This is a genomic window from Saccharopolyspora karakumensis (genome assembly GCF_004349225.1).
In the GTDB taxonomy this organism is placed as follows: domain Bacteria; phylum Actinomycetota; class Actinomycetes; order Mycobacteriales; family Pseudonocardiaceae; genus Saccharopolyspora; species Saccharopolyspora endophytica.
Window position 1 is genome coordinate 37,759 of record NZ_SMLA01000043.1, and the last position, 18,440, is coordinate 56,198.

Annotated in this window: 18 protein-coding genes and 3 pseudogenes; 15 read left to right on the plus strand and 6 right to left on the minus strand. The window is 70.2% G+C overall.

Translation table 11 applies throughout. From position 1 onward, the window contains the following. From E1202_RS23065 to E1202_RS23075, 3 genes are read right to left on the minus strand one after another with little or no spacing between them, the layout of a single operon-like run. The gene (locus tag E1202_RS23065) at positions 1 to 762 is read right to left on the minus strand and encodes an enoyl-CoA hydratase/isomerase family protein (protein WP_132685219.1); all 762 of its coding nucleotides are present in this window, start codon (positions 760 to 762) and stop codon (positions 1 to 3) included. Beyond that, positions 759 to 1,907 carry an acyl-CoA dehydrogenase family protein gene (locus tag E1202_RS23070; RefSeq protein WP_132685220.1) on the minus strand — a complete coding sequence of 383 codons (1,149 nt, stop codon included), beginning with the start codon at positions 1,905 to 1,907 and terminating at the stop codon, positions 759 to 761. The genes E1202_RS23065 and E1202_RS23070 overlap by 4 nt, the downstream gene beginning before the upstream one ends. 42 nt (positions 1,908 to 1,949) lie before the next feature. Then, complete coding sequence (locus E1202_RS23075; RefSeq protein ID WP_132685221.1) at positions 1,950 to 3,170, minus strand: CaiB/BaiF CoA transferase family protein; 1,221 nt, start codon at positions 3,168 to 3,170, stop codon at positions 1,950 to 1,952. A gap of 85 nt (positions 3,171 to 3,255) precedes the next feature. Between E1202_RS23075 and E1202_RS23080 the strand changes: the two genes are divergently transcribed. After that, on the plus strand, positions 3,256 to 4,158 hold the full coding sequence (locus E1202_RS23080) for a LysR family transcriptional regulator (protein ID WP_132685222.1): 903 nt from the start codon (positions 3,256 to 3,258) through the stop codon (positions 4,156 to 4,158). Between the two features lie 94 nt (positions 4,159 to 4,252). Here the strand turns inward: E1202_RS23080 and E1202_RS23085 are convergent, their stop codons facing one another. Then, positions 4,253 to 5,155: an acyl-CoA thioesterase gene (locus E1202_RS23085; RefSeq protein WP_165943954.1), complete on the minus strand. Its 903-nt coding sequence runs from the start codon at positions 5,153 to 5,155 to the stop codon at positions 4,253 to 4,255. Between the two features lie 154 nt (positions 5,156 to 5,309). Here E1202_RS23085 and E1202_RS23090 point away from each other — a divergent pair, with 154 nt between their 5' ends. The 11 genes and pseudogenes from E1202_RS23090 (at position 5,310) to E1202_RS23140 (ending at position 15,025) form a co-directional block, all read left to right on the plus strand. Further along, positions 5,310 to 6,242: a CoA transferase subunit A gene (locus tag E1202_RS23090; protein WP_132685224.1), complete on the plus strand. Its 933-nt coding sequence runs from the start codon at positions 5,310 to 5,312 to the stop codon at positions 6,240 to 6,242. Further along, the gene (locus tag E1202_RS23095) at positions 6,239 to 7,048 is read left to right on the plus strand and encodes a CoA-transferase subunit beta (RefSeq protein ID WP_132685225.1); all 810 of its coding nucleotides are present in this window, start codon (positions 6,239 to 6,241) and stop codon (positions 7,046 to 7,048) included. Before E1202_RS23090 ends, E1202_RS23095 begins: the two co-directional genes overlap by 4 nt. Further along, positions 7,045 to 8,430: an MFS transporter gene (locus E1202_RS23100; protein WP_132685226.1), complete on the plus strand. Its 1,386-nt coding sequence runs from the start codon at positions 7,045 to 7,047 to the stop codon at positions 8,428 to 8,430. Before E1202_RS23095 ends, E1202_RS23100 begins: the two co-directional genes overlap by 4 nt. Further along, complete coding sequence (locus E1202_RS23105; protein ID WP_132685227.1) at positions 8,427 to 9,701, plus strand: CoA transferase; 1,275 nt, start codon at positions 8,427 to 8,429, stop codon at positions 9,699 to 9,701. The genes E1202_RS23100 and E1202_RS23105 overlap by 4 nt, the downstream gene beginning before the upstream one ends. Next, positions 9,698 to 9,964 (plus strand): annotated as a pseudogene (locus E1202_RS33020) (aldolase/citrate lyase family protein); the annotation flags it as partial. The gene E1202_RS23105 and the pseudogene E1202_RS33020, both read left to right, overlap by 4 nt. A gap of 13 nt (positions 9,965 to 9,977) precedes the next feature. Next, a pseudogene (locus tag E1202_RS32650) lies at positions 9,978 to 10,127 on the plus strand (acyl-CoA dehydrogenase family protein); the annotation flags it as partial. Further along, positions 10,127 to 10,864, plus strand: a complete 738-nt coding sequence (gene fabG / locus E1202_RS23120) for a 3-oxoacyl-ACP reductase FabG (RefSeq protein WP_132685228.1) — start codon at positions 10,127 to 10,129, stop codon at positions 10,862 to 10,864. The pseudogene E1202_RS32650 and the gene fabG, both read left to right, overlap by 1 nt. Continuing rightward, on the plus strand, positions 10,861 to 11,778 hold the full coding sequence (locus E1202_RS23125; protein ID WP_235878910.1) for an FAS1-like dehydratase domain-containing protein: 918 nt from the start codon (positions 10,861 to 10,863) through the stop codon (positions 11,776 to 11,778). Before fabG ends, E1202_RS23125 begins: the two co-directional genes overlap by 4 nt. Next, entirely contained in the window at positions 11,775 to 12,998 is a 1,224-nt protein-coding gene (locus E1202_RS23130) for an acetyl-CoA C-acetyltransferase (RefSeq protein WP_132685229.1), read from the plus strand. The genes E1202_RS23125 and E1202_RS23130 overlap by 4 nt, the downstream gene beginning before the upstream one ends. A 70-nt stretch (positions 12,999 to 13,068) precedes the next feature. After that, the gene (locus tag E1202_RS23135) at positions 13,069 to 13,455 is read left to right on the plus strand and encodes a MaoC family dehydratase (RefSeq protein ID WP_328591012.1); all 387 of its coding nucleotides are present in this window, start codon (positions 13,069 to 13,071) and stop codon (positions 13,453 to 13,455) included. A gap of 232 nt (positions 13,456 to 13,687) precedes the next feature. Continuing rightward, positions 13,688 to 15,025, plus strand: a complete 1,338-nt coding sequence (locus E1202_RS23140) for an MFS transporter (protein WP_132685230.1) — start codon at positions 13,688 to 13,690, stop codon at positions 15,023 to 15,025. Positions 15,026 to 15,126: 101 nt separating this feature from the next. On the opposite strand, the gene E1202_RS23145 is transcribed toward E1202_RS23140, so the two are convergent. Beyond that, complete coding sequence (locus tag E1202_RS23145) at positions 15,127 to 16,317, minus strand: acyl-CoA dehydrogenase family protein (protein ID WP_132685231.1); 1,191 nt, start codon at positions 16,315 to 16,317, stop codon at positions 15,127 to 15,129. Positions 16,318 to 16,553: 236 nt separating this feature from the next. Between E1202_RS23145 and E1202_RS32305 the strand changes: the two are divergent. The 3 genes and pseudogenes from E1202_RS32305 to E1202_RS32660 form a co-directional block, all read left to right on the plus strand. Further along, positions 16,554 to 16,742: pseudogene (locus E1202_RS32305) on the plus strand (hypothetical protein); the annotation flags it as partial. 303 nt (positions 16,743 to 17,045) lie between these two features. Continuing rightward, on the plus strand, positions 17,046 to 17,177 hold the full coding sequence (locus tag E1202_RS32655) for a hypothetical protein (protein WP_268952355.1): 132 nt from the start codon (positions 17,046 to 17,048) through the stop codon (positions 17,175 to 17,177). Between the two features lie 158 nt (positions 17,178 to 17,335). Beyond that, positions 17,336 to 17,461 (plus strand): hypothetical protein, encoded by a 126-nt coding sequence (locus tag E1202_RS32660; RefSeq protein ID WP_268952356.1) that lies wholly within the window; start codon positions 17,336 to 17,338, stop codon positions 17,459 to 17,461. Positions 17,462 to 17,839: 378 nt separating this feature from the next. On the opposite strand, the gene E1202_RS23160 is transcribed toward E1202_RS32660, so the two are convergent. Further along, positions 17,840 to 18,301, minus strand: a complete 462-nt coding sequence (locus tag E1202_RS23160) for a zinc-binding dehydrogenase (RefSeq protein ID WP_132685233.1) — start codon at positions 18,299 to 18,301, stop codon at positions 17,840 to 17,842. Between the last annotated feature and the right edge of the window lie 139 nt (positions 18,302 to 18,440).

An 18,440-nucleotide genomic window follows, 5' to 3' on the forward strand; every position in this document is an offset into this window, starting at 1 on the left:
TCAGCTGTTCAGGAAGTCCGGGCGGCGGCGTTCGAGGAAGGCTGCTCTCCCTTCGGCGAATTGCGGTCCGCCCAGCAGCTCGACCTGCGTGTCCGCTTCAGCCGCCAGCAGGCCTTCGAGGCTCTGGTCGGGCTGCGCCAGCAGGTGGCGCACGCCGGCGACCATGGGCGCCGACAACTCCGCCAGCGCGGTCGCGGCGGCGGCAGCTGCTTCGAGCGCGGCACCGTCGTCGACGAGGGTCTCCACCACGCCGATGCGCTCGGCCTCCGTCGCGTCGAAGGTGCGCGCGGTCAGCAGCAACTCCCGGGTCCTCCCCCGCCCCACTCGCAGCGGCAGCGTGTAGGACAGCCCGGTGTCCGGCGCCAGCCCGATCTTCGCGAAGGATGTCGAGAAGGTCGCCGAGCGACCCGCGACGACCACGTCGCAGGCCGAGGCCAGGGCGAGGCCGAGGCCGAAGGCGCCGCCCTCGACGGCGGCCACGATGGGGCGCTCACCGGTGACCATCTGGCGCACCACGGCATTGACGACCTCGAGCCGCTGTCGTGCGACCTCCGGGTCCTGGGACATCGACCGGATGTCCCCGCCGGCGCAGAAGACGGTGCCCGCGCCGGTGAGCACGATCGCCCGGGCCTCGCGGTCGGCGGTCTTGAGCGCGTCGAGCAGTTCGAGCCGGTCGTCGAGGTCGAGCGCGTTGCGGCGCGCGGGCCGGTCGATGGTGAGGACGCGGACGGGTCCGCGGTCCTCGACGACGACGGCGCTCATGCCGCGAACCCCTTGATCATCTGCTTGGCGATGATCAGCTTCTGGATCTCGCTGGTCCCCTCGTAGAGCCGGAACAGCCGTGCGTCGCGGTAGAACCGCTCGACCGGCACCTCGCGCATGTACCCGAGGCCGCCGTGGACCTGCACGGCGCGGTCGGCGATCCGGTCGACCGCCTCGGTGCAGAAGAGCTTGCACATCGACGGAGCCAGCCGGCGATCGCTGCCGTCGTCCCAGTTGCGGGCCGCCTCGAGCACCATCGCCCGCCCGGCGTAGGCATCGGTGCGGCTCTCCGCGAGCATCGCCTGGACCAGTTGGAACTCGGCGAGCTTCTGCCCGCCCTGGCCGTTCGTCGTGGCGTGGCGCAGGCTCTCGTCGATGAGCCGGTCCGACAGACCGACGGTGAGAGCGGCGATGTGCAGCCGTCCCTTCGCCAGGGAGCGCATCGCGGCCGAGAAGCCCTCGCCCTCGACCTCTCCGATGAGGTTCCCGGCCGGGACCCGGACGTCGTCGAAGAAGATCTCGGACGTCACGGCACCGCGCTGCCCCATCTTGTGGTCCTTCGGGCCGATCCTGACTCCGTCGGCACCGGTCGGCACGACGAAGACCGAGATGTTGCGCGCCCCCTCGCTCACGTCGCCGGTGCGGGCGAAGACCATGAGCAGGTCCGCCCAGATCGCGTTGGTGATGAACCGCTTCTGGCCGTTGATCACGTAGTCGTCACCGTCGCGCGCGGCACGGGTGGTCAGCCCGCTCGGGTCCGAACCCGCCTCCGGTTCGGTGAGCGCGAACGACGCGATCTGCTCGCCGCCGGCCAGCGCCGGCAGGTAGGCGTCCTTCTGGCGCTCGGTACCGCAGTTGACCAGCACCTGACCCGCGATGCCGTTGTTGGTGCCGAACATCGAGCGGAACGAGGGCGTCGTCCACCCCAGTTCCATCGCCAGCCGCACTTCCTCGGACATGCTGAAGCCGAGGCCGCCGTACTCCTCCGGGATGGCGTAGCCGAACAGCCCCATCTGCGCGGCCTTCCGACGCAGCCGGTCCGGGATCTTGTCGGTCTCCTCGATCTCATCCTCCGCGGCGACGACCTCCTTGCGGACGAACGCGCGGACGGCCTCGAGGACCGAGGTGAACTCGTCGGGTTCCATGGCAGAAGCTCCTAGGGCAGTGGGGGCGGCGGATCAGCGAGGTCAGGAGGCGGCGTCGGGCACGTCGGCCGGGCGGCCGACGACGCCGGAAACGGCGAGCCGGTCCCGGGCGGCGAGGTCGATGCCGAGCTCGCCCAGCACCCTGTCGGTGTGCGCGCCGAGCTCGGGGATGTCACCCATCTTCAGCTCGACGTCGCGAAAAGTCATCGGGGGCAGCACGGCTCGCACCGGACCCGCCGGCGTCGCCACCTCGCGCCACCGGTCGCGGGACGCGAGCTGGGCGTGGTCGACCAACCCGGCCATGTCGTTGACCTGGGCGGCCGGGACGCCGGCCGCGGCGAGCCGGGTGTCGAGCTCGGCCGTGGTGAAGCGCAGGGTCTGCTCCGCCACGACCGCGTCGCACTCCTGCCGGTGCCGGACCCGCAACGGGTTGGTGACCAGCCGCGGATGTTCGGCGAGGTCCGGCCGTTCGAAGACCTCGGTGACCAGCGCCCGCCAGCCCCGGTCGTTCTGGACGCCGATCAGGATCTCCCCATCGCCGGTCGGGAACGCGTCGTAGGGCGCGATCGAGGCGTGGCTGAGCCCCATCCGCGGGATCTGCCGACCGCCGTACATCTGCATGTACATCGGGTGGCCGAGCCACTCGACGGTGGCATCGAACATGGAGATGTCGACGACGCCACCGCGTCCGGTGCGCTCGCGCCGGAACAGCGCCGCCACGACGGCCTGAGCAGTGTAGAGACCGGCCGCGATGTCGGCGGAGGGAACACCGGTCTTGGTCGCGGTCTCCGGCGTACCCGTGACCGAGATCAGGCCGGACTCGGCCTGGATCAGCATGTCGTAGGCCTTCCGGCCGCTCAGCGGCCCGCCGGTGCCGTAGCCGGAGATCTCCGCGACCACCAGGCGCGGGTGCCGGGCCGCGAGATCGTCAGCGCCCAGGCCGAGTCGCTCGGCCGCGCCGGGGGCCGCGTTCTGCAGGAACACGTCCGCCTCCGCCACCAGACGACGCGCGATGTCGGCGCCCTCCGCGGACTTGAGGTCCAGCGCCACGGACTCCTTGCCGCGGTTGAGCCACACGAAGTGCGACGCCAGGCCGTGCACGGCGTGGTCGTAGTTTCGGGCGAAGTCACCCTCCCCGACCCGCTCCAGCTTGATGACCCGCGCTCCGAGGTCGGCGAGGTGGCGGGTCGCGAGCGGCGCCGCGACGGCCTGCTCCAGGGCGACCACGGTGATGCCCTCGAGCGGGAGGAGATCGGTGCTCATGACCGCAAGCATGGCCGCGGCCGCTTATGCCCGTCCAATACCTAATGCTTGCGGCATTGTTGCCCCGTGCGCAAAAGTGCTCGTCATGGACCTGCACCACCTCCAGGCGTTCCTCGCCGTCGCCGAGGAGCTCCACTTCGGCCGCGCCGCCGACCGGCTGCACATCGCTCAGCCGCCGCTGAGCCGCACGATCAAGCAGCTGGAGCGGGACCTCGATGCGCAGCTGTTCGACCGCACCACCCGCAGCGTTCGGTTGACCAGCGCCGGAGAGGCGCTCGTCGAGCCGGCCCGCCAGATCGTCGACGGCTTCCGGGTGGCCCGGCGAGCGGTGCAGTCCGCAGGCCGGGGCAAGACCGGCCGCGTGCGGATGGGTTTCGCAGGCCCGTCGTCGTACCTGCTCGTCGGCCAGCTCGGCCGCAGCGTGCGGGAGAAGCACCCCGGCATCGAACTGAGCCTGCGCAGCAGGACCTTCAACGACGCGGCCCTGCGCGCGGTCATGGACGGAGACCTGGACCTCGCGATCGTGCGGTGGACGATCGAGCCACCCGGCATCGAGCATCGGATATTGACGGTCGAGCACCACGTGATCGTCGTCCCCGAGGAACACCCCCTGGCGGATCGGCAGCGGGTCAGCATGGCCGAGCTGCGCCACGAACCCTTCGTGATGCTGCCGGCGGACCCGGCCTCGAGCGTGCGCGACAGCTTCATCCGCAAGGCCCATGCCGCTGGTTACGCCCCCAACATCGTGCAGACCGCCCCGGACTCGTGGACCGCCATGGCCCTGGTCTCGGCCGGAGTCGGCATCACCTTCTCCATCGACGTGGCGGTCGAGAACGTGGTTCAGGAAGGCATCCGCGCGATCCCGCTCGAGGAAGGGATGGCGGCCACCTACTCCCGGCTCATCTGGCGCCACGGCGACACCAACCCGGCCCTCAAGGCCGTCCTCGACGCGTCCGAGGAAGCACTCCCTACACCGAGCTTGACCTGAGCTTTTGCCGAATCCTTGTGTCGAACTCGTTTTGCTCGGCGGTGCGGTAGCGGGACCTGACATGCCGTCTGGACTCCGTGCGCCACTTGAGTCGTCAGCGGACGACCTTGAGCAGGCCGACCTGCGCGGCCGTGGCGACGTGACGGCCCGACGGGTCGAAGAGTTCGCCGACGCCGTGCGCCCGTCCGTTCGCCACCGACTCCACCCGGCAGTCGAACTGGTGCCACTCGCCCAGGTCGGGCTGGGCGTGGAACGTCAGCGCGTGCGTCAGGCTGAGGATCCGGGCACCGGGAGCGTGGCGGGCCGCGCGGAGCGCCACGAACGCGGGCTCGAGCACGCTCATGTCGGTCACGTAGGCCGCCAGTGCCGCGCGCAGGACGTGCTCCTCCGGCAGCGACCCGGCGGCGCGCAGGAAAGTGGTCCGCCGGTCGCCCTCCCCGGTCGCAGCGAGGTAAGGCGGGTCCTCCACGTGGCGGAAGTGCACCGGCCGCGCCATCCGCCACCACGGCGGGATGCGCTCATCGTCGGCGAAGCGGTCGGCGAGGTCCGGCAACCCCTCCGGGTTGGGAGCTTCGACCGGCCGCGCCGCCGAGTACGACGGCTGGTCCTCGCGGACGCGCGCCCACCTGGACACCGCGCAGAAGAGCTCGTTGCCCGCGTCGTCGACCAGGCGCGACCGGCGCGTGCACAGCGACGGTGCCTCGGAAACCCGCTCCACCTCCCACCGCAGCTCTCCTCCAGTGGGCACACCGGCCACGAAGTCGGCTTGCAGGCTCACCACCCGCTGCTCGGGGTCGGCGGTGCGACCGGCCGCCACCAGCGACTGCGCCAGCAGCAAGCCCCCGAAGACCCGGTCCTCGGGATGCGGCTGCGGCCGGCCGATCCAGGTGCTCACCCGGTTCCGCGGGTCGTCGGAGCACGCGAGTTCCAGCAGTCCGAGGAGATCGGGCAGGGTCAGCGAGGCGGCGTGCGCCGGAACGGTGAGCTTGGTGTCCACACGGGCATGATGCCGCGACGTCTCCCCGTTCTCGATATCTTCCGCGTCCCATTGATGCGCAGTCGTCAACAATGGGTGGTGCAAGAAGTATTGGAGTTCCCCGTACGAACGGCGGCAGATTGGGTCCGTCCGATCCTGCTACGCGAGGAGCCCGATGCCAGCCCCAGACAAGGTCACCGATCTGCCATCGGCCGTGGCCGCGCACGTCGAGAACGGGATGACCGTCGCGTTGGAGGGCTTCGGGCACCTCATCCCCTTCGCGGCCGGCCACGAGATCATCCGCCAGGGCATCGCGGACCTCACCTTCTGCCGGATGACCCCGGACCTCCTGGCCGACCAGATGATCGCCGCCGGATGCGTCCGCCGGCTGATCGCGTCGTTCTTCGCGAGCGGCTCGGCCGGGTCGTTGCACGAGGTGCGCCGACGCGTCGAGCGCTCCGAACCGGCGCCGCTCGAGGTCGAGGAGTACAGCCACTACGGCATGGTGTGCCGCTACCAGGCCGGAGCCGCCGGACTGCCGTTCCTCCCGCTGCGCTCCTACGCGGGCAGCGACCTCCCCGGGCTCAACCCGATGATCCGCAAGATCGCCGACCCCTACGGCGGCCCTGACATCTACGTCGTCCCCGCCCTGCGGCCGGACGTGACGATCGTGCACGCCCAGCGCGCCGACCGCTCCGGCAACGTCCAGATGTGGGGCATCACCGGGGCGCAGCAGGAGGCTGCCTACGCCGCGCGGGCCGTGATCGTCACGGTCGAGGAGATCGTGGACGAGGACGTGGTCCGCTCCGACCCCAACCGCACCGTCCTGCCCTCGCACGCCGTGTCGGCCGTGGTCGAGTGCCCCGGTGGCGCCCACCCGTCGTACGCGCAGGGCCACTACGACCGCGACAACGCCTTCTACCGCGAGTGGACGCCGATCAGCAGGGACCGCGACGCGCTCGTGAAGTGGCTCGACGAGTGGGTGCACCAGGTTCCCGACCGGGCCGCGTACCTGGCGAAGCTGGGCTCCGAGCGGTGGGAGACCGTGCGGGTCGCCCCGCGTCCCTCCCAGCCCGTGGACTTCGGCCGCCGGCAGGTGATCGCATGAGCAGCTTGCCCGTCGGCTCCGAAGCCGAGGCGCTGTCGGACGTCGCACCGTCCACCACCGAGTTCCTCGCCGCCGTCGCGGCGCGGCAACTCGCCGGCAGGCACCGCGTCTTCGCCGGCGTCGGCCTGCCGACGCTCGCGGTCGAGCTGGCCCGCCGGACCACCAACCCGGACGTCGAGCTGGTCTACGAATCCGGCATCTGCGGCGCCCAGCCGGAGGGCCTGGCCGAGGGCATCGCCGATTCAGTGCTCGTCTCCGGGGCGGCGGCCGCGCTCGGCATGCCGGCGCTGTTCGGCTACGTCCTCCAGGGCGGCCACGTCGACGTCGGCTTCCTCGGGGCGGCGCAGGTCGACCGGTGGGGCAGCCTCAACACCAGCTTCATCGGTGACTGGGACAAGCCCGCCGTGCGGCTGCCCGGAGCCGGCGGAGCCGCCGAGATCATGTCCAACGCCGCCGAGTGCGTCGTGGTGCTCCGCCGCCACGACCCGGGTTCACTCCCGGCGCAGCTGGACTTCTGCACCTCACCCAGCCCCGTCCGAGCGCACGCCGAGGATCCTCGGATGGAGCCGCCTGGGCACGGCGTCTCGACGGTCATCACCCCGATGGCCGTGCTGCGCCGCCCCGACAAGCTCGGCGAACTGGTGATCAGCGAAGTCCACCCCGGCCACACCGCCGACGAAGTGCGCGACGCGACCGGCTGGAACATCCCAGTCGCCGACGACGTGCGGAAGACCGCGCGCCCCACGGCCGAGGAGGTCCGGCTCCTGCGGGAAGAGATCGACACGGTCCGGCTCTACCTGCGATGAGGGAGGTCGCTCCCGCCCCCGACCCGTCGCGAACGGCGTACGCCGCGCTGCTCGCGTGCACGACGCTGGGCACGCTGGCGAGCACGATCATCAGCGCACCGATCAACGTCATCGCGCACGCGATCGGTGCCTCGCCGCGCGGGATCGTCTTCGCCGTCAGCGCTTTCACGCTCGCGATGGTGCTCTGCGCACCGCTGTCGGGGTGGATGTGCCAGCGCTTCGGTTCGCGGCAGGTACTGGGCTGGTCGCTGTTGCTGATGGCGGCCGCCCAGGCCGGTGCGGCGTTCAGCCAGGACTTGGCTTTCCTCGTCGTGATGCGTGCCCTGCAGGGGGTCGCCTGCTCCGCGGTGCCGCCGGCGGTGCAGCAGGTGCTCGGCCGCCACTGGGCCCAGCACCGGGCCCGGGCGATGGCGGGCTGGGCCGCCGCCATGGGGGTGGGGCAGTCCCTCGGTCCGCCGCTGGGCGGGCTGGTCGCCGACGCGCTCGGGTGGCGGTGGGTCTTCCTCACACACGCGGCCCTCAGCCTCGTGCTGCTGGTGCTCTGCCTGACAGTCGTGCCGGCGGTCCCCGGCGCAACGGCAGCGCTCCACGCGTCGGGCATGGCCACCTTGACGATCGGCATCGGCGCCCTCGTGGGCGCCGTCAGCTGGCTCGGCCAGTGGGGATCCGCCTGGGTGGCGGTCGGTTTCGCCGCCGTGGGCGTGGGCGCGCTGGTGTGGCACCGCCTGCTCGGTCGCACCGAGACCGGGCCGTTCATCCCCGCCGGTCTGGTCACCGAGCGCCGGTACGTCGCCAGCACCGCCGCCGCCTGCGCGGTCATGGGCTGCCTGGGCGTGGCCATCGTGGCCACCCCGCTGCACCTCGGTCGCGACCTGGGTCTGGGGCCCGGCTCGATCGGTGCGGTCATGCTGACGCTCGCCCTGGCCATGACCCTGGCCGCGCCCCTGTCCTCCCGGATCACCGAGCGGTTCTCGACCGAGCGCAGCCTGCTCGGCGGATTGCTGCTCCTGGGCGCCGGTTTCGTCTCCCTCCTCCTCGCCGTCGAAACGGTGCCGCGCCACCTCGCCGTGCCGGCCACGGTCGTCGCGCTGGCCCTCACCGGCTCGGCGATCGGAGTCGTGCAGGCCGCGGCGGGGCACGGCCTGATGAGCTCCCCCGCCGCCGGGAGCGGTGTCGCGCTCGGCCTGCACAACACGCTCCGGTTCGCCGGACTGGCCGTCGGCTACTCCTGGGTGGCGATCGCCTACCCGACCGGGCTGCTCGCCCTCGTCTTCGGCGTGCCGGTCGTCCTCGCCACCGCGACCTCGCTCTTGGCCCGCAAGAGCACACGGCCCGCGTCCGCTGATCCCATTCCGCCCACTTCCGAAAGGCTGATTCCATGAGCCCTGTCGAGGCGTCCTCCCCGTCGGCCGCGCCCGGGACCGGCCCGCTCGCCGGACTCCGGGTCGTCGAGGTTTCGAGCTTCGTAGCTACTCCCCTGTGCGGCACCATGCTGGCGCAGCTGGGCGCCGAGGTCATCCGCGTCGAGCCCCTCGAAGGCGCCCCGGACCGGTCCCGCTGGCCGCTCACGGATGAAGGCGTCAGCCTTTACTGGAACGGCCTCAACCCGGGCAAGAAGGCGATCGCCGTCGACCTCACCCGGCCCGAGGGCCGCGAACTCGTGTCCGATCTGGTGGTCTCGGGCGGCTCGTCGGGCGGCATCCTGGTCACCAACAGCGAGCGCTGGCCGGAGTTCGGGTACCAGGCGCTGCGGACGCGTCGCTCCGACGTCGTCCACGCGCTGCTCACCGGAAGGCACGACGGCGGCACCGCCGTCGACTACACCGTCCAGGCGTCCAGCGGTTTCCCCCTCGTCACCGGGCCCGAAGACCACGACGGACCGGTCAACAGCCTGGTCCCGGCCTGGGATCTCACCGCTGGCTTCCACCTCGCCACCGGCCTGCTCGCCGCCGAACGACGGCGGATGCTCACCGGTGAGGGATCAGAGGTCCGAGTCGCCCTCGAGGACGTCGCCCTCGCAGGCGCGGGGAACCTGGGCTACCTCGCCGAGGCGCAGCTCCAGCCGTCCGTGCGGCGCGAGCCGACCGGCAACTACGTCTACGGCACGTTCGGCCGCGACTTCACCACCGCCGACGGCGACCGGTTCATGATCGTGGCCCTGACCCCGCGCCAGTGGCACGACCTGCTCCGGGTCACCGGCCTCGAAGACGCCGTGTCCGCGCTGGCCCGGGCATTGGGGGCGGACTTCTCCGACGAGGGGGAGCGCTACCGGCACCGCACGGTGCTCGCGGGCCTGGTCGCCGCGTGGTTCGAGCAGCACCCGACGACGCACGTGACCGAGGCCCTCGCGGACACCCGCATCCTGTGGTCGCCGTACCGCACCTTCAACGACCTGGCCGCCGATGACGCGCGGTTGCTGCGCGAGCACCCGCTCTTCTCCACTGTGGACCAGCCGGGGGTCGGCCGTCTCGTCGCACCCGGGTCGCCCCTGGTCGTCGACGGTCGGCGGACCATCCCGGAACCGGCACCCGTCGTCGGGCAGGACACCGGCTCAGTGCTCGCCGACGCCCTCGGCCTCGACGCCGAGGCGCTCACCGACCTCGCCGACCGCGGCGTGATCGCCACCCGCGAAGTACGGACGGTGCAACGATAAGCGCGCTCACGACCGCCGAAACCGCGGGAACCTGGCTCTTCGCTCCCCGGGATCGCCCGGAGCGCTTCTCGAAGGCCGCGGCCGCCCGAGCCGACCTGGTCGTGCTCGACCTCGAGGACGCCGTCGCACCCACCCGCAAGCCGGGCGCCCGTCGCAACGTCGTCGACTGGTGGTCCGGTCACGACGCACCCTGCGCCGTTCGGGTCAACGCGGTCGGCACACCCTGGTACGAGGACGACATCGCGGCCCTCGCCAGAACCGGCCCGTCGTCGTCGCTACTCGCGCGAGTTCGACGTCGAACGCTACTTCCGCGACGCCCCGCTGGTGATCGTCGGCGAGGGCACCAACGAAATCCAGAAGAACGTGTTCGCAAGCCAGACGGTGGCCCGCGACCGGACCGCGACGAGCAACGATCGGAGCAGCTGATGGCACTTCTCGACGACAAGACGGCACTGATCACCGGCGGAGCCCAGGGCATCGGCCTGGCCATTGCGGAGCGCTTCGCGGCCGAGGGCGCCCGCGTCGTGATCGCCGACCTGGACGGGAGCGCCGCCGACGCGGCTGCCAAGGGGCTCGACCCGGACAACGCCCTCGGCGTGGCGTGCGATGTGGTGTCGGCCGCCGACGTGGAACGGGCGTTGGAAACGGCCCGCAGCACCTTCGGCTCCCTGGACGTCGTCGTCAACAACGCGGGCATCACGCGCGACGCGACCATGCGCACGATGAGCGAGGAGCAGTTCGACCAGGTGATCGCCGTGCACCTGAAGGGCTGCTGGAACGGCACCCGGCTGGCCGCGGCCCGGATGCGGGAGCAGAAGTCCGGCGCGATCGTCAACATCTCGTCCCTGTCCGGCAAGGTCGGCATGGTCGGACAGACCAACTACTCGGCCGCCAAGGCGGGGATCGTCGGCATGACCAAGGCAGCCGCCAAGGAGGTGGCCCACCACGGCGTCCGCGTCAACGCCATCCAGCCCGGCCTGATCCGCTCGGCGATGACCGAGGCCATGCCCGAGAAGGCTTGGGACCAGAAGATGGCCGAGATACCGATGGCCCGCCCTGGTGAGCCGGCCGAAGTGGCGAACGTGGCTCTCTTCTACGCCTCGTCGCTGTCGTCCTACATGACCGGCACCGTGGCCGAGGTGACAGGCGGGCGGTTCATGTGAGCGCAGAGCACGAGCCCGTGGTCTACCGGGACTGGACAGCGCACGAGACGACCGCGGTTGAAACGCTGGACCCGACACCGGTCGCCGCTCTCGGGGCACTGCTGGACGGCGACGAACCCGTGCCCGGTACCGGCGATGTGCTCCCCCCGCTGTGGCATTGGGTGGCGCTTCCGCGATGGCCCTACTCGTCGGCCATCGGCGCGGACGGGCACCCGCACCGCGGAGAATTCCTGCCACCGGTAGGCCTTCCGCGCCGGATGTTCGCCGGCGGAGAGGTCACGCTGCACGGCGATCTGCGAGTCGGCACGCAGGTGGTCCGGGAGGCTCGGGTCGACTCGGTCGAGGAGAAGGCCGGCAAGAGCGGGCCCCTGGTGATCGTCCGGATCGGGATCCGTCTCCGCGAACCCGGCGGCGAGCTGCTGCTCGAGGAACAGCAGAACCTCGTCTACCGGGAGTCCACCCCCGTACCCGCGCCGGGGGACCTTCCCGATCCCACAGTCCCGGCCAACGCCGAGCCGGTCGGCGCACCGCTCGTCCCCGAGGACGGGGGCTGGCGCTTCCGGACCGACCCGACCCTGCTGATGCGGTTCAGCGCCGCAACCGCCAACCCGCACCGGATCCACTACGACTGGCCCTACACCACGCGCGTCGAGGGCTATCCCGGACTCGTCGTGCACGGCCCGCTCTCGACCCTGGTGCTCGCCGAGTGCCTCCGCCTGGAGCACCCGGACCGCTCGGTGCGGCACCTGGCCCACCGCAACACAGCCCCGTTGTTCTGCGGCGAGAACGCCCACGCGAACGTGGCGCTCGCCGCCGATGACCGCGCCGAGGTCCACCTCCGCAAGGGCGACACCACGCTCGTCGTCTTGTCGGCCGATCTCGCACTTGACACCCCGAAAGGCACCCAACGATGAACCACACCGCGCGCGACGTCGTGATCTGCGAGCCCGTCCGAACCCCGATCGGACGATACGGCGGCTTGTTCAAGGACGTCAGTCCCGTCGACCTGGGCGTGGCCGCGCTGAGGGGGCTGCTGTCGCGCACCGGCATCGAGCCCGACCGCATCGACGACGTCATCCTGGGGCACTGCTACCCCAACGCCGAGGCACCCGCCATCGGACGCGTCGTCGGTCTCGACGCCGGGCTCCCGGTGACCGTCGGCGGTCAGCAGGTCGACCGCCGCTGCGGCTCCGGGCTCCAGGCCGTCATCAACGCCGTCATGCAGGTCGCCGGCGGCGCGAGCGAGGTCGTCGTCGCCGGCGGCGCCGAGTCGATGAGCAACGTGCCCTTCTACTCCCTCGACATGCGATGGGGCGGTGCGCGGACCGGCGTGCGGATCCACGACGGCCTCACCCGCGGCCGGCAGACCCCAGGCGGCCGCTTCCACCCGGTTCCCGGCGGCATGCTGGAGACCGCGGAGAACCTGCGTCGCGAGCACGCGATCAGCCGCGAGGAGCAGGACCGGCTCGCGGTGAGCTCCCACCAGCGCGCGGTGGCCGCCCAGGAATCGGGCATTCTCGTGGAGGAGATCGTCCCGGTGACCATGTCCTCCAGGAACGGCGAGGTGGTCGTCGACACCGACGAGCACCCCCGCGCCGACACCTCGCTGGAGTCGCTGGCGCGGTTGCGCCCGCTCCTGTCCGCCGACGACCCCGAGGCCACGGTCACCGCGGGCAACGCCAGCGGCCAGAACGACGCTGCGGCGATGTGCCTGGTCACGACCGCGGACACGGCCGAGGAGCTGGGACTGCGACCGCTGGTGCGGCTGGTGAGCTGGTCGGCCGCCGGTGTGCGCCCGGACGTCATGGGGATCGGCCCGGTCCCGGCGACCGAGGCGGCTCTGGCCCGCGCCGGGCTCTCCCTGGCCGACATGGGGGTGATCGAACTCAACGAGGCGTTCGCCGCCCAAGCCCTGGCCGTGATGCGGGAGTGGAAGTTCACCGACGCCGACCACGAGCGCACCAACGTGCATGGCTCCGGCATCTCGCTCGGCCACCCGGTGGGAGCCACGGGTGTGCGGATGCTCGGAACCCTCGCGCGTGAGCTCCACCGCCGTCAAGCGCGCTACGGCCTCGAGACCATGTGCATCGGAGGCGGTCAGGGCCTGGCCGCCGTCTTCGAGCGGATCGCCTGATGCCGCCGCGCGTGTTCACCGACCTCTCGGCGATCGAGGCGGCCATCGGAGAAGACCTGGGAACCGCGGAATGGACGGAGATCACGCAGTCCGCTTTAAACAGTTCGCCGACGTCGCCGGGGACCCCCAGTGGATCCACGTCGACGTCGAGCGGGCGGCGACATCGGCGTTCGGCGGCACCATCGCCCACGGCTACCTCACACTGGCCATGCTGCCTGCGTTCGCCGCCCGGCTCTACGCGATCGAGACCGGCTCCGCCCGCCTGAACTACGGGCTCGGCAAGGTGCGGTTCCCCGCCCCCGTGCCCGTGGGGTCGAAGGTCCGGGCCACGCCCCGCATCCAAGAAGTCCGGCACCTCCCCGCCGGCAGCCAGGTGGTGGTGAGGTGGACCGTTGAAGCGGGCGGCGTCGAGCAGCCCCTCTGCGTGGCGGAAAGCATCACGCTCGTCGTTCCCTGACCAGGACTCCCGGCACCACAAGCCGACCTCGGCGCCGCTGACGCGAAACACGCGGTCGGCGGCGCCGTTCGGCCTGCTCGCCGGGAGCGCCGACTATTGCGAATCCGGATATCAATCACGTCCAGATTCGGTCTTGGACAGGCAACAAGGGCGCCTTTAGCGTGAGTGCGGTCACAGGCCGACCACAGCGCGCAGAGGCATTTCCCTGATCCGTCCTGAGGAGCAGCCCCCCATGTCCACAGCCCCCCAGCTCGACGAGCGGATGGCGCGGAAAGCCGGTATCGCCGCCTTCGTCGGCACCACCATCGAGTGGTACGACTTCTACATCTACGGCACGGCCTCCGCGCTGGTGTTCGGCCCGCTGTTCTTCAGCAATGCCGACCCCGCCGTCGCGGTGCTGCTCTCGTTCGGCACCTTCGCCGTCGGCTTCCTGACCCGGCCGCTGGGCGGGGCCGTGTTCGGCCACCTGGGCGACCGCATCGGCCGCAAGCGCGCGTTGATCTCGACCCTCCTTCTCATGGGCGTCACCACCGTCGGCGTGGGCCTGCTCCCGACCTACGCCACCATCGGTGCCGCCGCGCCCGTCCTGCTGATCGTGCTGCGCATGCTGCAAGGATTGGCCGTCGGCGGCGAGTGGGGTGGCGCGGTGCTGATCGCCACCGAGCACACCCGGCCCGACCGCGGATTCCTCTTCGGCGCCTTCGCGCAGCAGGGTTCGCCGGCCGGACGGATCCTCGCCACCCTGGGCTTCCTGGCGGTGACCGGCATGCTGCCGGAGGAGGCGCTGCTCGAGTGGGCGTGGCGCCTGCCCTTCCTCGCCTCCGCGCTGCTGGTCGTCGTCGGCCTGGTCATCCGCCTCAAGCTCGAGGAATCGCCCGCGGTCAAACAGCTGCACGAGCGCAACGAGGTCGTCAAGGTCCCGGTCGTCGAGGTCTTCCGCAGCAACTCCCGCGAGCTCATGCTCGGCATCTTCGGCATCCTGTGCGTCTTCGTCGTCGTCTACGCCCGCGACACCTTCGCCCTCGCGTGGGCCACGAAGTCCCTCGACTTCTCCAAGGACTCTTTCCTCAGCATCATCCTGATCGCCAGCGTGGTGCAGTTCTTCGTGCAGCCCTTCGGCGCCATCCTCGCCACCCGCTGGAGCCCCCGCGCACTGGTCACGCTGCTGCTCGGGCTCGAAATCCCAGCGCTCGCCCTGATGTTCGTGCTGATCGGCACCGGCAACTGGACGCTCGCGATGATCGGTGCCGTCCTGGCGACGATCCCCGACGTGATGTTCTACGCGGTGATGGCGGGCATGCTGGCCCAGAGCTTCCCCACTCGGGTCCGCTACACGGGCATCTCGCTGACCTACGGGCTCTCGGGCGCCCTGTGCGGCACCACCCCGATGATCCTGCAGTGGCTCCACAGCAGCTCCGGCAGCATGGCGCTCCCGGTGGCATTCGGCATCGTGACCACCGCCATCTCGCTCGTGTGCTCGCGCGCCCTGCTAGGTCGCCCTGCGGCCGAAGAGACGCCGCACTCCGACCAGGCGGCCCTGCCCGGGGACGCGGCCACACCTACCCGCTGACCCGCCTCGCCCGGCACCGCACCTGCCCGCGGTGCCAGGCGAGGTTCCTCCAGCGATCAGGCGGGGTCACCCGGCAGGTCGCCGCCGCCTGCGACTCGCCTTCACTGCTTGTACTCGTCCAACAGGCGCCGGCCGATGATCATCTTCTGGATGTCGGAGGTTCCCTCGCCGATCAGCATGAACGCGGACTCGCGGTAGAGGCGCTCGATCTCGTACTCCTTGGCGTAGCCGTAGCCGCCGTGGATCCGGAAACACGCCTCGACGACCTCGTTGCAGTACTCCGAGGCGAGCATCTTGGCCATGCCGGCCTCGACGTCCATGCGCCGACCGGAGTCCTTCATCCGGGCCGCGCGCACCATCATGGTGTGGGCGGCCTCGACCTTGGTCGCCATCTCGGCCAGGCGGAAGAGCACGGCCTGGTGCTGAGCGATCGGCTTGCCGAACGTCTCGCGCTGCTGCGAGTAGCCGATCCCGAGCTCGAAGGCGCGGTTGGCGATGCCGCACGCGCGCGCCGCGACATTGACGCGGCCGACCTCGACGCCGTCCATCATCTGGTAGAAGCCCTTGCCGGGCTCGCCACCGAGGACCTGGCCGGCCGAGATCCGGTGGCCCTCGAACACCATCTCGGTGGTGTCGATGCCCTTGTAGCCCATCTTGTCGATCTTGCCGGGCACCGTGATGCCCTGCGCCACCTCGCCGAAGCCCGGCTCCTTCTCGACCAGGAAGGTCGTCATGTTCTTGTATACCGACTCGGCGCCATCGTCGGTCTTGCACAACACCGCGACCAGGTTGGAGGAGCCGCCGTTGGTCAACCACATCTTCTGACCGGTGATCTCGTACCCGGCACCGTTGCGGGTCGCCTTGGTCTTGACCGCGGAGACGTCCGAGCCCAGCCCCGGCTCGGACATCGAGAAGGCGCCGCGCACCTCGCCCGTCGCCATCCGAGGCAGATACCTGCGCTTCTGCTCCTCGGTACCGTGCTTCATCAGCATGTGGGCCACGATGAAGTGGGTGTTGATGACGCCGGAGACGCTCATCCAGCCGCGCGCGATCTCCTCCACGCACAACGCGTAGGTCAGCAGCGACTCACCCAGCCCGTCGTACTCCTCGGGGATCGTCAGACCGAAGACACCCAGCTCCTTGAGCCCCTCGACGATCTCGGTCGGGTACTCATCGGCGTGCTCGAGCTCGGTGGCCACCGGGCGAACCTGCTCCTCCACGAACGTGCGCACCGACTTGACGATCTCGTCCTGCTCCTCGCTCAAACCCTCGGTTTGACACAGGCGACTCATAGCCATCCTTTCGCTGGTTCGGCCTTCGCAATCCCCGGGCTTCACTCATCTCACCTGGGGTCGACCCGCTGTCCCCCAGCATCACCCCGGCTCGTCTTCGCCGTCCAATACCTCATCACGGCCCCATTGATGACCCGGGTGCAATGGTCGGCACCGGACCCTCGTGGGATTCGGCCCGTTCGGGATGGCCTGGCCTCAGTTCGCCCGAACTGCATCATGTTCAGCTTCTCCGAAGAATGCGCAGCTGCACGCACGAAACAATCAGCGACCACTGTGGACGCCACGAGGGGACGTCACACATTCATCCGCACTGGCGCGGAACTCAGTGCCGTGGAATCGGCCAGGCCCGGCTCGCCATCGAGGAGATCCGCGAGTCGCTGGAGCACGAGCTGGTGCACAACCAGGATTTCGGGCTGCTGCGCAACACGGGTTCAACTCCTTGCTACGAAAGAACCTTCTCGACACCAGACTCTGGCACACCCGTGACGAACTGCGGCCGGCGATCGTCACCTGGATCGAAACCAAATATCACCAGAACCCGGGCAACGCCGCCTGGACAGACTCACCCAGCTGATGCGCGAGATCATCGAAACGGCCGACGCCCGTCGATCGGATGTCTTCATCGTCGGCGAAGCGCATGACACGAACCGGTCATCGACGAGATCCGCAGAACGCGGGCAGACATCGTCGTCCTCGACGTCGGGCCGCCCGGTCGCCCCGACGTGGTCGTGCCGTTGCTCGAACAGCTCCCGGCGATGCCGCTGCTGTTGATCAGCCAGGACGGCCGCGCGGTGTTCCGGTGCCAGCCGCTCGGCGAACTGTCCTTGCAAGCACTGCTGCGGTCCTTGGAACAACCGTGACCCGGCGAGAACGAAGCGAGTTGGCCTCGGCGTCGTCCCGATGATTCCCGGGAAGTCGAGCGCGGCGGCTGTGCTGGTTTCCGGAGGAAACGCGCTGAACCCTGGCTGCACCCTGCAGAGGGAGTATCCATGGTTCGGCAGTCGGGTCATCTGGTTCCGTGTCGCTGTTGCAGAAGAGGGCGCGATGGGCTTCCTCGGCGAAGCGCGCCGTGCCCGGCGAGATGTCGGTCACCGGCTTCGACGACACCGCCCTCAGGCGTCACATCGACCCCACCCTCTGCTGACGGCGACCCGGGGCAGTTGTCGACCTGATCCTCATCGGCGCCACGCGGGCGAACGCGGCCTGCCCGGCAGGAAGCATGCGAGAACGACGTTTACGGCCCCTGAAGGCGGGGAACCACCTGGGCACCGGCCTCGCACCGCGCTCACCAGGCACGGTGCCAGCGGAAAGGTTGATGTCATGACGCAGCAGAACCAGCCTGCACGGGTGCACTCGTCGGAGCCGGCCGAAGGAGGCCAGCAGACGGTCACCGATCAACCCACCGCAGACGAGCCACGAGCCGACGAGCCCGCTGTCGATGAGCTGCGACGCCACTCCGATCTCTCAGCAGAAGGCGAATGAGCGAGACGATCTGAGATCACCGGAGACCGCGGCGGGCTCGTCAGGTGAGGTTCGGGAGCAGGAGCACCTTGCCCCCGTCGCCGGTCAGCAGTCCGATGGCCTCGTCGATGTCGTCCAGCCGCATTCGGAGGGTGACCAGCCAGTCGAGCTCGAGCCGTCCGGACTCGAGGAGCAGCAATTCCTCCCAGCTGTCCCAGAGTCTGCGGCCGAAGACGCCGCGCAGCGTGATCCCCTTCTTGTTGATGTGGCCGGCCAGGTCGATCTCGGTGGGCCTGCTCGGGTGCCCGACCGTGACGACCACCGCTTCACGACGCACCGCCTCGAAGAGCGCGGGCAGCGCTCCCGGGGCTCCCGAGCGCTCGAACGCGACATCGAAGCCGCCCCGACGACCGGAGAGCTCGCGGCACGTCTCCACCACCTCGTCGCCGGGGTGCATCGTGCGGACGCCGAGTTCGTCGGCTTGCGCGCAGCGGAACGAGGCGTACCCCGCATCCGGGTACATGACCTCCGGCACCTAGGTTCTGTCCTGTAAGTCATCGGAGCCAGAGGATGATGGCGGCGATGGTGAGTTCGGCCTGGTAGTAGGCGGCGCGTTTGGCGTAGCGGGTGGCCAGGTCGCGGAATTGTTTGAGTCGGTTGAA